At 43.9% G+C, this 12,911-nt stretch carries 18 protein-coding genes; 15 read left to right on the top strand and 3 right to left on the bottom strand.

All coding sequences use genetic code 11. The features are described 5' to 3' along the window. The first annotated feature begins 23 nt into the window (after window positions 1-23). Together hfq and AC2EXB_RS11880 are read left to right on the top strand one after the other, a co-directional pair. Window positions 24-248: an RNA chaperone Hfq gene (hfq, locus tag AC2EXB_RS11885; RefSeq protein WP_235199312.1), complete on the top strand. Its 225-nt coding sequence runs from the start codon at window positions 24-26 to the stop codon at window positions 246-248. A 116-nt stretch (window positions 249-364) separates the two neighbouring features. Then, on the top strand, window positions 365-664 hold the full coding sequence (locus AC2EXB_RS11880; protein ID WP_483601608.1) for a rhodanese-like domain-containing protein: 300 nt from the start codon (window positions 365-367) through the stop codon (window positions 662-664). A 43-nt stretch (window positions 665-707) separates the two neighbouring features. On the opposite strand, the gene AC2EXB_RS11875 is transcribed toward AC2EXB_RS11880, so the two are convergent. After that, window positions 708-1,313 carry a trimeric intracellular cation channel family protein gene (locus AC2EXB_RS11875; protein WP_235196541.1) on the bottom strand — a complete coding sequence of 202 codons (606 nt, stop codon included), beginning with the start codon at window positions 1,311-1,313 and terminating at the stop codon, window positions 708-710. 109 nt (window positions 1,314-1,422) lie between these two features. Here AC2EXB_RS11875 and AC2EXB_RS11870 point away from each other — a divergent pair, with 109 nt between their 5' ends. The 8 genes from AC2EXB_RS11870 to AC2EXB_RS11835 all read left to right on the top strand — a co-directional run bounded on the left by AC2EXB_RS11870 (window position 1,423) and on the right by AC2EXB_RS11835 (window position 6,800). Further along, the gene (locus AC2EXB_RS11870) at window positions 1,423-2,655 is read left to right on the top strand and encodes a methionine gamma-lyase family protein (RefSeq protein WP_483601606.1); all 1,233 of its coding nucleotides are present in this window, start codon (window positions 1,423-1,425) and stop codon (window positions 2,653-2,655) included. Between the two features lie 121 nt (window positions 2,656-2,776). After that, a complete protein-coding gene (locus AC2EXB_RS11865; RefSeq protein ID WP_251474212.1) occupies window positions 2,777-3,160 on the top strand; it encodes a MerR family transcriptional regulator in 384 nt (127 codons plus the stop codon). Between the two features lie 42 nt (window positions 3,161-3,202). Beyond that, a complete protein-coding gene (gene glnA / locus AC2EXB_RS11860) occupies window positions 3,203-4,537 on the top strand; it encodes a type I glutamate--ammonia ligase (protein WP_483601605.1) in 1,335 nt (444 codons plus the stop codon). A 106-nt stretch (window positions 4,538-4,643) separates the two neighbouring features. Further along, window positions 4,644-4,868 carry a hypothetical protein gene (locus AC2EXB_RS11855; RefSeq protein WP_483601603.1) on the top strand — a complete coding sequence of 75 codons (225 nt, stop codon included), beginning with the start codon at window positions 4,644-4,646 and terminating at the stop codon, window positions 4,866-4,868. 124 nt (window positions 4,869-4,992) lie between these two features. Next, entirely contained in the window at window positions 4,993-5,199 is a 207-nt protein-coding gene (locus tag AC2EXB_RS11850; RefSeq protein ID WP_483601602.1) for a hypothetical protein, read from the top strand. A 124-nt stretch (window positions 5,200-5,323) separates the two neighbouring features. After that, window positions 5,324-5,749 (top strand): hypothetical protein, encoded by a 426-nt coding sequence (locus AC2EXB_RS11845; RefSeq protein WP_483601601.1) that lies wholly within the window; start codon window positions 5,324-5,326, stop codon window positions 5,747-5,749. A 58-nt stretch (window positions 5,750-5,807) separates the two neighbouring features. Continuing rightward, on the top strand, window positions 5,808-6,002 hold the full coding sequence (locus AC2EXB_RS11840) for a hypothetical protein (RefSeq protein ID WP_483601600.1): 195 nt from the start codon (window positions 5,808-5,810) through the stop codon (window positions 6,000-6,002). Between the two features lie 36 nt (window positions 6,003-6,038). Next, the gene (locus AC2EXB_RS11835; protein ID WP_483601598.1) at window positions 6,039-6,800 is read left to right on the top strand and encodes a class I SAM-dependent methyltransferase; all 762 of its coding nucleotides are present in this window, start codon (window positions 6,039-6,041) and stop codon (window positions 6,798-6,800) included. Window positions 6,801-6,859: 59 nt separating this feature from the next. Here AC2EXB_RS11835 and AC2EXB_RS11830 read toward each other — a convergent pair whose 3' ends face one another. After that, window positions 6,860-8,083, bottom strand: a complete 1,224-nt coding sequence (locus AC2EXB_RS11830) for an ISL3 family transposase (protein WP_483601597.1) — start codon at window positions 8,081-8,083, stop codon at window positions 6,860-6,862. Window positions 8,084-8,233: 150 nt separating this feature from the next. Further along, a complete protein-coding gene (gene lexA / locus AC2EXB_RS11825) occupies window positions 8,234-8,854 on the bottom strand; it encodes a transcriptional repressor LexA (protein ID WP_235196532.1) in 621 nt (206 codons plus the stop codon). Between the two features lie 165 nt (window positions 8,855-9,019). On the opposite strand from lexA, the gene yneA reads away from it, so the two are divergent. The 5 genes from yneA (at window position 9,020) to AC2EXB_RS11800 (ending at window position 12,867) form a co-directional block, all read left to right on the top strand. After that, window positions 9,020-9,337: a cell division suppressor protein YneA gene (gene yneA, locus AC2EXB_RS11820; protein ID WP_235196531.1), complete on the top strand. Its 318-nt coding sequence runs from the start codon at window positions 9,020-9,022 to the stop codon at window positions 9,335-9,337. Beyond that, window positions 9,334-9,987 (top strand): YneB family resolvase-like protein, encoded by a 654-nt coding sequence (locus AC2EXB_RS11815; RefSeq protein WP_235196530.1) that lies wholly within the window; start codon window positions 9,334-9,336, stop codon window positions 9,985-9,987. The genes yneA and AC2EXB_RS11815 overlap by 4 nt, the downstream gene beginning before the upstream one ends. A 57-nt stretch (window positions 9,988-10,044) precedes the next feature. Then, the gene (locus AC2EXB_RS11810) at window positions 10,045-10,278 is read left to right on the top strand and encodes a DUF896 domain-containing protein (protein WP_235196529.1); all 234 of its coding nucleotides are present in this window, start codon (window positions 10,045-10,047) and stop codon (window positions 10,276-10,278) included. Between the two features lie 215 nt (window positions 10,279-10,493). Further along, on the top strand, window positions 10,494-12,494 hold the full coding sequence (gene tkt / locus AC2EXB_RS11805) for a transketolase (RefSeq protein WP_483601595.1): 2,001 nt from the start codon (window positions 10,494-10,496) through the stop codon (window positions 12,492-12,494). Window positions 12,495-12,624: 130 nt separating this feature from the next. Continuing rightward, a complete protein-coding gene (locus AC2EXB_RS11800; RefSeq protein WP_052651337.1) occupies window positions 12,625-12,867 on the top strand; it encodes a YneF family protein in 243 nt (80 codons plus the stop codon). Window positions 12,868-12,911 lie beyond the last annotated feature (44 nt).

Raw genomic sequence — 12,911 nt, 5'->3', positions numbered from 1 at the left:
GGTTTATTCTAAGGGGGATATTCATGAAACCAGTCAATATTCAAGATGTCTATTTAAATCAGCTGCGTAAAAATAATATTTTTGTAACTGTCTTTTTACTAAATGGCTTCCAGTTAAAAGGAACCATTAAATCCTATGATAATTTTACGGTGCTGGTAGAAACGGACGGCAAACAGCAATTGATCTACAAACATGCGATTTCAACGTTCTCTCCTGCAAAGGCTGTGAACATCGAACATCAAGAATAAGTGATGAGCCAGCCGGGTATCCACTTGGCTGGTTTTGTTCATTTGACAGAAGCGCAGGGTGAGTATACCCTTTTTAAGTAGCTTAATCTTAAACATTTGGCAGGAGGAAATAAATAATGAAATCCATTACAACAGATGAATTGCAGGAACTCGTCGAGCGCGGCGAAGAAATTTACTTGATAGATGTGCGTGAAGACGAAGAAGTAGCTTATGGCATGATCCCTGGAGCAAAGCACATTCCACTCGGGCAGCTGCCGGAACGTTTAGATGAAATCGGGGCAGGTGCAGATGTCCATGTGATCTGCAAAGCTGGCGGCAGAAGCGCAATGGCTTGCGACTTTTTGGAGTCGAACGGCATTGAAACAATTAATATCGAAGGCGGTATGATGAACTGGAACGGGGAAGTCATCGCTTAATAAAAAACAAGCCATGCGGCAAAGAGCCGCATGGCTTGTTTTTTTAAGGCAGCTGGATTTTTCTTGATGGCAGCCGCCAGTTGTACGTATAAGATAGAATGCGCAAAACGGTGATCACTAGGAACAGGCCGTATAAGACGAAGTCCGAGCGGATCATATCAATGCTGATCAAGATGCCTGCGATGGCAGCCCATAAAGCATAGATTTCCGCTTTTAAGACAAGCGGCTTTCGACCCGCCAGTAAATCACGGATCATTCCGCCGCCGGAACCCGTTAAAATTGCGGCGACCATGACAGCGATAATGGGCATATTCAAATCGACTGCATATAATGCACCTTGTACAGCAAATGCCGACAAGCCGATCGCATCGAAGAAATTGCCCCACCTGCTCCATGGCCCGAGTAATTTATGCGGGAAAAGAAAAACGATGGTGATGGAAATGGCGGCTAACTGAAACATCATTTCCTGTTCCCATAAGGCTGAAACAGGAACGCCGATCAATAAATTGCGGATAGCTCCGCCGCCGAAAGCTGTAACGACTCCGAGAAGGTAAACGCCAAAAATATCATATTCTTCTTCCATTGCGATAATTGCGCCGGAAATGGCAAACGCGATTGTCCCGATTGCACTTAAAACTTCCCAAGCCATTGCACTAATCCTCCCTGAAAAACTAACTCTATGAATTGTATCAGAGTTTGACGCAATTTCAAGTTTAGCGCAATAATGGAAAGGGCATTAAAAATGAATGGAGATTAATATGCAGACAACAATCAGAACAATCGAAGAAACAATCCAAAAAGAATTGCGGCGTGCAGACGATATAGCCTTCCTGAACCAGAAGAAAGTATTGGATGCTTTTCATCGCCAAAAAGTGAGCGACCATCATTTCAACCCTTCTACAGGGTATGGCTATGATGATGAGGGACGGGATACTTTAGAGAAAGTCTATGCGGATGTTTTCAAAGCTCAAGCAGCTTTGGTCCGGCCGCAAATCATTTCAGGAACGCACGCAATCACCATTGCGCTATTTGGAGTGCTGCGTCCTGGAGATGAATTGATGTACATCACAGGAAAGCCTTACGACACTTTAGACTCCATCGTTTCGGGAGGGGAAAAGGATACGGGTTCCCTAAAGGATTTTGGTATTGGCTATCAGCACCTCGATTTAACGAAGAGCAATCAGATCGACTGGGCCAATGTTGAAAGCGCTGTTTCAGAAAAAACAAAAGTGGTTGCAATCCAGCGTTCACGCGGCTACGATACACGGCCCTCTTTTACCGTCGATGAAATTGAAGAGATGGTCCGGCGTGTCAAAGCAATAAAGGAAGATGCCATCATTTTTGTGGACAATTGCTACGGTGAATTTGTGGAAGAGCGGGAACCGATCGAAGTTGGTGCAGATTTGATTGCCGGCTCTTTGATTAAAAATCCGGGAGGCGGCTTGGCGAAAATCGGCGGCTATATTGCCGGAAAAGCAGATTTAGTCGAAAAATGCGGTTACCGAATGACTTCTCCGGGTATAGGAGGAGAGGCGGGAGCTTCGTTGAACGCGTTGCCTGATATGTATCAGGGCTTTTTTATGGCTCCGCATATTGTATCTCAAGCCTTAAAAGGGGCTATCTTCACATCAGCTCTTTTAGAATCGGTAGGCATGGAAACGACGCCGCATTATTCAGCGCCGCGGACTGACCTTATCCAATCCGTTTCTTTTAAAACGGCAGAGCAGATGATCGCCTTTTGCCAAACAATCCAAAACAGTTCGCCGGTAAATGCGCAATTCAAACCGGAACCGGCATATATGCCGGGATACGAAGATGATGTTATCATGGCAGCCGGAACATTTGTCCAAGGCTCCAGCATCGAACTCACAGCAGACGGCCCGATTCGGCCCCCTTATACTGCTTTTGTGCAAGGTGGATTAACTTATGAACATGTGAAAATTGCTGTGTTGAATTCAATCGCAGCTTTAGAAGAATCCGGTCTTTTATAAGTGTTCCTGCACTTGAAAGAGTGCAGGAATATTTTTATGTCAGAAAACGTAACATGGATTTGACAACTTATCTAACGTGTTTTATACTGAAAGAGTAGTAAAACTGAAAAGGGTGAAAACAATGACGAATCGGGTTCGTCGGACGATGCCGCTTCTGCCCATCAGCATTGTGATGCAGCTGACAGAATTGACTGCGCGCCAAATCCGCTATTACGAAGAGCATGGATTAATCAGCCCTGCCCGCACGGAAGGCAATAAACGCATGTTCTCATTGAACGATGTCGATACATTGCTGGAGATTAAAGAATATTTGGATCAAGGCCTTAATATGGCAGGGATCAAAAAAATCTATAATCTGAAAGACCAACCTGAAAACGAAAAGGCTGAACCCAAAAATCTCAGCGATGCAGAATTGCGGAGAATTTTAAGGGAAGAAATGCAGCAACTTCGCTCGTATGAACGCGGCGGGTTAAGACAAGGTGATTTATCTCGTTTCTTCAATTGAGGCGAGTGAATATAAAACTTACATAGGAGAGTGGAAAAGAAAATGAGCAAGTATACAAAAGAAGACATTAAGCGATTAGTAAAAGAAGAAGAAGTCAACTTTATCCGTTTGCAGTTTACAGACATTCTCGGCATAATCAAAAATGTTGAAATTCCGACTTCTCAATTGGACAAAGCACTCGACAACAAAATGATGTTCGATGGATCATCTATCGATGGATTCGTTCGCATTGAAGAATCGGATATGTACCTATTCCCAGACCTAGACACGTGGGTAGTATTCCCATGGATTACAGGCAAAGGGAAAGTAGCACGCCTTATCTGTGATATTTACCGTGCAGATGGAACACCGTTTGAAGGAGATCCGCGCAATAACTTGAAACGCGTTCTCAAAGAAATGGAAGAAATGGGCTTCACGCATTTCAACCTAGGGCCAGAGCCTGAATTCTTCTTGTTCAAATTGGATGCTAGCGGCGAGCCATCACTTGAATTGAACGACAATGGCGGATACTTTGACTTGGCTCCAATGGACCTTGGTGAAAACTGCCGTCGTGACATCGTATTGGAATTGGAAGAAATGGGCTTTGAAATTGAAGCTTCCCACCATGAAGTGGCTCCAGGACAACACGAAATCGATTTTAAATATGCAGACGCCATCAAAGCTTGCGATGATATCCAAACGTTCAAATTGGTCGTTAAAACAATTGCCCGCAAACACGGCTTGCACGCAACTTTCATGCCTAAACCTCTTTTCGGCGTCAACGGTTCAGGAATGCATATGAACGTTTCTTTGTTCAAAGACAAAGTGAATGCCTTCCTTGATGAAGACGGCGAATTGAAGTTGAGCGAAACAGCGTACCAATTCCTAGCAGGAATTTTAGAGCACGCACAAGGCTTCACTGCAGTAACAAATCCAACAGTCAATTCGTATAAGCGTCTAGTTCCAGGATACGAAGCACCTTGCTACGTTGCTTGGTCTGGCCAAAACCGCAGCCCGTTGATCCGTATTCCGGCTTCACGCGGATTGTCAACACGCGTAGAAGTCCGTTCAGTCGATCCTTCGGCAAACCCTTACCTGGCGATGGCTGTCCTCTTAAGCGCTGGCCTTGACGGCATTAAAAAGAAACTAAAAGCGCCAAAACCAGTAGACCGCAATATTTATGCGATGAACAAAAAAGAGCGTGAAGCAGTAGGCATCAAAGATCTTCCGCCGACATTATACGCGGCATTGCAAGAGCTGCAAAACGATGAGGTGATGACGAAAGCACTTGGAAATCACATCCTAAACAATTTCGTTGAAGCGAAAGAAATCGAGTGGGATATGTTCCGTATCGCTGTGCATCCTTGGGAGCGCGAGCAATACTTGAAAATGTATTAATTAAATCTGCTGCATGAGCTTAACCGCTCTTGCAGCTTTTTTAATTTCTCAAATAGGCAGGAATAAATTAAGCTGACCGAGAACTTTTCAAGAAGGAGGTGAGCCGATGGCTAAATTTGTGATTCAATACTTCTTAGAAAAAGGGTTGGCTGTTGAACGAACAGTGGAAGCTACTAGCCGTGATGAGGTAGCTGACATGGCGCTTTCAGAAAAAATCGTGCGTTTTGAAGACAATTTTGGAGAAGTGAATCTTTTTAATAAAGAGGATGTAAAATTAGTGAAAATAAAAAATTATGCTGAACCGGTTACAACTTCGCGCAGAGGGGGATAATAAAACGTACTCAAGGATTAAAAACATGGAAATCAGGGTATAAAGAAATAGGCTTTCTCAATTTAATAACCCGTACTGAATTTTCTTTGAGTAAATGCAAGGAGGATTTTGTGGGGGTGATTAAATGCAAAAAATCCAAGGGATTGAAAAGCTTTTAACGTACTTGGATTCAAAGGAATGCCCAATGACTGAAGAGCAGATCCGAAATTTAATAACCCAGCGGACTATACCGCATAGCCAGCCTTTTGGCGACATGTTGATTTTTGACAAAGGCCATATCGACTGGTGGGTAACTGAACAGAGGAAACAACTCGGCAATGTTAACGAATAAGCTACAATACCCCACTTCCAGGACTTCTACTAAGTTCCCGGCTGTGGGGTATTGAGTTTTTCAGTAACTTTTTTGAAGGAAGCACGTCTTATTAAGCAGTAGAGAATTAATGGAGGAATGGCGTATGCGCTTTTTAAAGTATTTTATTATTTTTGTAATCATCTTAGGTGCAGCCGGAATCGGAGTCTATTATGTCGGAACGAATATTGCTTCTGAAAAAATCGTAGAAGAAGCAGCTTTAGAACTCGAAGGCAGCGGAAAAATGGATGAAATCAAATCGTATGTAGAAAAAGATCCGCAATTAGCTGGCTACATTGAAGAAGCGAAAGCAGCTGAAGATAAAAACTTGCCGATTAAAACGAAAGGCGAAGCGACTCGGGTATTGATTCAAAAAGTAGGCATCAATGAATTGAAGACGATGCAGTCGGAAGTACAAAAAGGTACGATGACCCAGCAAGAAGCAATCCAAAAGCTGGAAACCCAATTGAGCGAAGAAGAAATGCTTGCACTGAAAGTTCTCGCATATAAGGAATTGTATAAACAACAATAAGCAGAAGCCTATGGTAAACTGGTAACAGAGTGCAAATGACACAGTCAAGGAGGCCTTTATGAAAACATTCCAAGTTGAATTTTACTTTGATCAAGGCAATACCATTGTGCAAAATGTAAAAGGCGCCGATCGAGAATCGGCATTAAACAAAATCCCGTCGAACGGTACGTATGAAATGGTCGATGAATTAACCGGCAAACTTTATCGGATCACCATTAATCTGGTTAAATATATTGTCGTCACTGAAATTTAACGCTAAGGCATCCTATACATAAAGGGTGCCTTTTCTATGCGGAAATTACTCGAGGGAGCGGATGGAATGATTTACAAAGGGCCGAGTGCATACAATCAAGAAGATTTTTTAGCCAATTATTTAAAGCGGCGAAAACGGGTGGAAAGCCCGAATAACGCGATTGAAAAACCGATACTGATGGAACTGATCCAAACAGCGAGCGGGCAGGATGTATTAGATTTAGGGTGCGGAGATGCAGTATACGGACTGGAATTGCTTGATATAGGGGCGAAAAGCTATACAGGAGTTGAAGGGGCGGCGCAGATGGCTGAACTTGCGAAAAGCACAACAGCAGGTACAGGCATTCAAATTATCAACGAATCGCTCGAAGCATATCAATTTGGCAGCGAAAAATATGATTTAGTGACGTCCCGTTTTGTCATCCATTATCTTCAGGACATTGAAGGGTTATTTGCAAAAGTCTACGCAGCATTAAAAGAAAAGGGGCGCTTCATTTTCAGTGTTCAGCATCCGCTGACCACGTCCTCTTTTAAAAGCAAAGAACAAAGCGGCAGAAGAGAAGACTGGATTGTGGATGATTATTTTATTGAAGGTGAACGGAATGAGCCATGGATTGATAAGACGGTGAGAAAATACCATTGGACAACTGAATATTACATAACGGCTTTGCTTGCTGCTGGATTTCAGCTAAAAGCATTGAGAGAAGGGAAGCCTGAACGAAGCCGCTTTGCGACAGAAGAGGAATACATCAGAAGGACTTGCGTGCCGATCATGCTGATCTTTTCGTGTGAAAAGTGAAATTGGTGAAAAATAAGGTTCTCCGTCAAATGTTGGGGTGAGGTGAAATCTTCCTCACCCTAACCAACGTGAACTCCCATATTCTTATACTTGTGTGTCAGTAGTATTTTGGCGCGGGCGCGTTCGAAATTCTGAAAGCCGAACGCGTTCCGCTTAATCACTTTTGTCAGGTTATTGATGCCTTCCAAGAAACCATTGGAATACTTGAACGAGAAGCTGTTCAAGATTTCCGTCTGCCAGTTTCGGAAGGTGCCCATGGCTTTCTGGAACTCGGGAATGCCCGCTTGTTCCACCAGCCGATAAAATTCCAGCAACGCTTCTTTGGTCTTGAGGATTTCCTCGGGATCTCTTTTTTTGCTTGCCTGAAACCACGTGCAATACGCTTCCTTCAGTTCGTAAGCTCGTTTGAGCTCCTCATCCATTTCAAGATACCGCTTCAAGTACCAACGGTCCTTTTCGGTTAACTTCTCACTGTTTTTGTAAAAGACGTAGCGCATCCGTTTGCCTTTTTTGCGGTCATAGTCGTTCCAACTTTTCTGCACGCGTCTGCGGACCGCGTCCAGCGCCCAGTAAATGTACCGGCAGAAGTGGAAGCGATCGGCGATGATCACCGGTTTGCCGAGTGCTTTTTTGACCGCGGCTTTAAAGGAATGGCTCATGTCCATGACGACGATTTCCACCGCAGCTCCGTGCTGTTGGAGATACTGTTTGATCGTCTCTTTTTTCCGGTTGGGCAGGATATCGATCGGTTCTCTCGTTTCGCCATCGGCGATAATCAGTTGGTACTTTCCTTCACGGGTGTCGCCTTTGTATTCGTCGATGGCGATCACACGCGGTAATTTTGCGGTTTCAGTAACTTCCTGGAGCGCCACCAGATCGAAACGCCGAACGATGGTCGAAGCGGAAGCGCCGTATTGTCCGGCCACTTCCTTGAACGTTTTCGCCTTGACGCTGCGCACATGAACCGCTTGGTTCCACTCTTTTGAGAACCGTTGATAGCGATCGATGAATGAATTCTTCTCGGCAAATTTCTTGCCACACGCCCCGCAAGCATAACGTCTTTTCTTGTAAAACAGGTAGGTCAGCCGTTCAAACCATTTCAGGTGCTTAATCTTTTGGATGCGGTAATCGTGGACACGCCGGGTCTTTTCCTGGCAGCGCGGACAGCTTTGGGCCCCCACCTCCAACTCCACATGTAGCGCCACACGGTCCTCCACTTGTTCCATCTTCATGATTTTCACATCTTCTAATCCGGGAAATTTCATGGTAAAATTCAAGTGCACGCATCTCCTCTTCTTTACTTGTTATTCGACATTTCAAGTATAAAAGAATTTGGAGATTGCGTGTCTTTTTTTGGGCCGAATTGTTTCAACACCCCAACAATTAGTGTAGAACCAAAAATAAAAAGAGCTGAGAAATTCTCAGCTCTTTTATTAATGAAGTTGGCGGTATACGCCGACCACTTTTCCTAAGATCGAAACTTGTTCGACAATAATGGGATCCATCGATGAGTTTTCAGGCTGTAGGCGGAAAAAGCCTTCTTCTCGGAAAAAACGTTTAACAGTTGCTTCGTCTTCGGCAGTCATCGCAACGACGATGTCACCATTATTAGCGGTTTGCTGTTGTCTAACGACCACATAGTCCCCGTTAAGGATGCCTGCTTCGATCATACTTTCACCCATAATCTCCAGCATGAAAATGTGGTCATCTTCTGTGCCGTAGGATTGGGGGAGAGGGAAGTACTCCTCTACATTCTCTATCGCTGTAATCGGCAATCCTGCTGTAACTTTACCAATTAACGGGACATGAAGAACCGGGCTTTTGTCGATCAGTGCTTCTTCTGTGCTAATAATTTCGATCGCTCTCGGTTTTGTTGGATCTCGGCGAATCAAGCCTTTGCTTTCCAAGCGAGCTAAGTGCCCGTGTACAGTCGAACTTGATGCCAAACCAACTGCTTCTCCGATTTCCCGAACGGAAGGCGGATAGCCTTTAGCCCGTACCTCATCTTTTATAAATGTCAAAATATCTTCCTGCCGTTTTGATACTTTTTTCAACAGTTTCACCTCTTTTTAGTTGTTCAGTATGTTTTCTACCATAAGTATACCAACTTGGAATATGAAATGCAAACATAGGTTCGAATTTATTTGTTGACAAAAACACCTGTTCGCATTATTATAAGAACATACATTCCGAACACACATTCCTAGGAGGCGGTTCATATGACATTCATCCAAAAAAATTCTTATCTTACAGCATTTTTCCTATTAGTTCTGCTAGTATCTATTTATACGATTTTTTCATACAATAGCAGTGAAGCGACGACGAGCCAAGTGCAAGTCCAAGAAGGCGATACGCTATGGACGCTGGCTGAATCTTTCAGCGGCGATATTCCACATCATGAATGGATAGAGGACATTATGCAGGAAAATGGATTAGAAACCCCAAAAATTATCGTTGGCCAATCGATTAAGATTCCAAGCGATCAACTTAAATATGCCCCAGACGAAACTGTTAAACTGGCGGGTGATGCAGAATGAAGAAATCTGCGTTGATTTATTGCCGCGTCAGCACCACGAAAGACACTCAAGAAACTTCGCTTGAACGGCAAGAAGAGGAATTGCTCAAATTTGCATTTGAGCAATCCTATATTGTGGAAGAAATCTTTTCAGATCAGCATAGCGGCTATGAAATGGACCGCGAAGGCTTATTAGAGATGCTCAATTGCATAAAGACCGGAAAATTTGAAGCTGTTTTTATCCAAGATGAAACACGCCTAGGGAGAGGGCATGCTCGTATTGCGTTGCTGCATGTGATGAAAAAATATGGCGTCGAAGTTTATACCTTATCTGACAGAGGGCCAATCGCATTAAATGACATGGATGATATGGTTCTGGAGATTCTGGCTATTGTTGAGGAATACCAGCGGAAAATACATAATGCCAAGATTAAGCGCGGAATGAAGCGAGCGGTTGAAAACGGCTATAAACCCGAAAAGAATTTAAAAGGAAAAGGCAATCCGGAAGGACGCGAACGATTGGACCTTCCAATCGAGCAAATTGTCAGCTTGAAAGAAAATGGATTAACTTTCCATGAAATTGCTGTGACATTGCAGGGGTTCGGCTATCAAGCAAGCAAAGCGACCGTACACCGGCGCTATAAAGAATTTGAAAACTTGAAACAAGGCTAATCTATTGCAGAAACCGCTCTTCTTTTGTACGATATGATAGAAGAAAGGCGGGATTTTATGTTACCACCGGATAAATTGAATCGCATAAATGAACTTTCACGCAAGTCGAAAACGGCTGGATTGTCTATCGAAGAAGCAAAAGAACAATCGCTGCTTCGCCAAGAGTATTTACAGACATTCCGCAAAACGATGCGCGGCACAATTGAAAATGTAAAAGTCATCGACCCGAACGGCAATGACGTAACACCCGAAAAGGTCAAAAATATTCGAGAGAATAAGTATTTGAATTAATACTTATTCTCTTTTTAATTGTCTAGACACCAGTGCCCAGTTCTTCAAGCCGCGATTTGTCTTTTCGACACTGGCACAAAGTGCTATTTCCGTTAAGGCTTCTAGCGCTTGGCGGGTCTAAAGCGGGCACTTGCGCTTTTCTAGTTGTATTCTTTTCTATTGTTGACTACACTAGAAAAGGATCTATATTTTTTTGTATAAGAGAGGATGTTTTCATGTCAAACCATGCAGATCAACTTGCAGTAACCACAATACGAACTCTTTCTATTGATGCTATCGAAAAAGCAAACTCTGGCCATCCAGGATTGCCGATGGGCGCAGCTCCTATGGCTTACTCATTATGGACTAAACATATGAACCATAACCCTAAAAATCCGACTTGGTTCAACCGTGACCGCTTCGTCTTATCAGCAGGGCACGGTTCCATGCTTCTATATAGCTTGCTTCACTTAAGCGGATATGGCTTGTCATTAGAAGAAATCAAAAACTTCCGCCAGTGGGATTCAAAAACTCCTGGACATCCGGAATACGGCCATACGGTCGGCGTAGAAGCGACCACGGGCCCGCTTGGACAAGGCATCGGCATGGCAGTCGGTATGGCTATGGCTGAGCGCCACTTAGCTGCTACTTACAACAAAGAAAACTTGGATATTGTTGATCATCACACATTCGCTCTTTGCGGAGACGGAGATTTGATGGAAGGAGTTGCCGGTGAAGCAATTTCACTTGCTGGCCACTTGAAATTGAACAAATTGGTTGTTCTTTATGACAGCAATGACATTTCACTTGATGGCGACTTGGCAATGAGTTTCTCTGAGGATATCAAGAAACGCTTTGAATCATACGGCTGGAATTATTTGCGCGTAGATGACGGCAACGAACTTGATGACCTATCAGCTAAAATTGCAGAAGCAAAAGAATCGTCAGACAAACCGACTATCATTGAAGTAAAAACGGTCATTGGCTATGGTGCCCCTAATAAATCTGGTAAAGCCGATGCGCATGGTTCGCCGCTCGGAGAAGACGAAATGAAACTGGCGAAAGAATACTACAAGTGGACATTCGACCAAGATTTCCACGTGCCAGAAGAAGTTTACGAAACGTTCAAACAAGCTACTGAAGAATTAGGCGGCAAAGCCGAGAAGGCTTGGAACGAGTTATATGCAACATACGAATCTCAGTATCCGGAACTTGCAGCGCAATTGCAAAAAGCGATCACAGGTGAACTTCCAGAAAACTTTGATGCTGAATTCCCGACATATGAAGTGGGCAAAAAGCAGGCGACTCGCGCTTCTTCAGGCGATATGGTCAATGCCATTGCAAAAGCTGTTCCTTCGTTCTTCGGAGGAAGTGCAGATCTAGCGGGATCCAACAAAACGAATATCAAAGGCGGCGGAGATTTCGATGCTGAAAACCCAGCTGGACGCAATATCTGGTTTGGTGTTCGTGAGTTCGCAATGGGCGCAGCGTTAAACGGTATGGCGCTTCATGGCGGCTTACATGTGTTCGGTGGTACGTTCTTCGTATTCAGCGATTATGTTCGCCCGGCAATCCGTTTAGCTGCATTGATGGGCCTACCGGTAACATTCGTCTTCACTCATGACAGCGTAGCTGTTGGAGAAGACGGACCTACGCACGAACCAGTTGAACATTTAGCTTCTCTGCGTGCAATGCCGAACTTAAGCGTTGTCCGTCCGGCTGATGCAAATGAAACGAAAGCTGCATGGCGTCTGGCGTTGACGGCAAAAACAGCACCGACTTTATTAGTGCTTTCACGCCAGGACTTGCCGGTGCTTGATAAGAGCGGCGAAATGGCTGAATCCGGAGTTGAAAAAGGGGCATATGTCGTTTCACCAGCAGAAAACCCGCAAGCTTTATTATTGGCGACCGGTTCTGAAGTCAGCTTAGCTGTAGACGCACAGAAGCAATTAGCGGAAGAAGGCATTTCAGTTTCTGTTGTTTCGATGCCATCTTGGGACCGTTTCGAAAAACAGGATAAAGAATACAAACAATCCGTTATTCCGAAAACGGTTAAGAAACGTTTGGCGATCGAAATGGGAACTTCATTCGGCTGGGAAAGATACACAGGCGATGAAGGCGATATCTTAGCAATCGACCATTTTGGTGCAAGTGCTCCAGGAGAACGCATCATGAAGGAATTCGGCTTTACTCCTGAAAATGTTGCGGCCCGCGTTAAACAATTGATCGAAGAATAAGTGCCAAAGAGGAGGGAGTTGCATCCCTTCTCTTTTTTATCTATTTCTGTGTATAGTCACCACTCCGGATTTATAGTATAATCCATTGTGGTGCACTACTTATTTATGCAACACGAAGGAGGTAACTTGAATGTCTACATGGATTTGGATCGTAATCGTTATCGTGGCTTTGCTCGCCGGTGTTGCGCTTGGCTTTTTCATCGCTCGTCAATACATGATGAAGTATTTGCAGGATAACCCGCCGATTAACGAAGAAATGCTGCGAATCATGATGATGCAGATGGGACAAAAACCATCACAGAAAAAAATCAATCAAATGATGGCTCAAATGAATAAAGCGTCAACTAAACCTGGAAAACCAGCTAAAAAATAAAAAGCGCTCACATTGAGCGCTTTTTTGTTTGGATAAAAGTACTT

The sequence above is a fragment of the Planococcus alkaliphilus genome (genome assembly GCF_057031095.1).
This window is presented reverse-complemented; position numbering and strand designations above follow the sequence as displayed.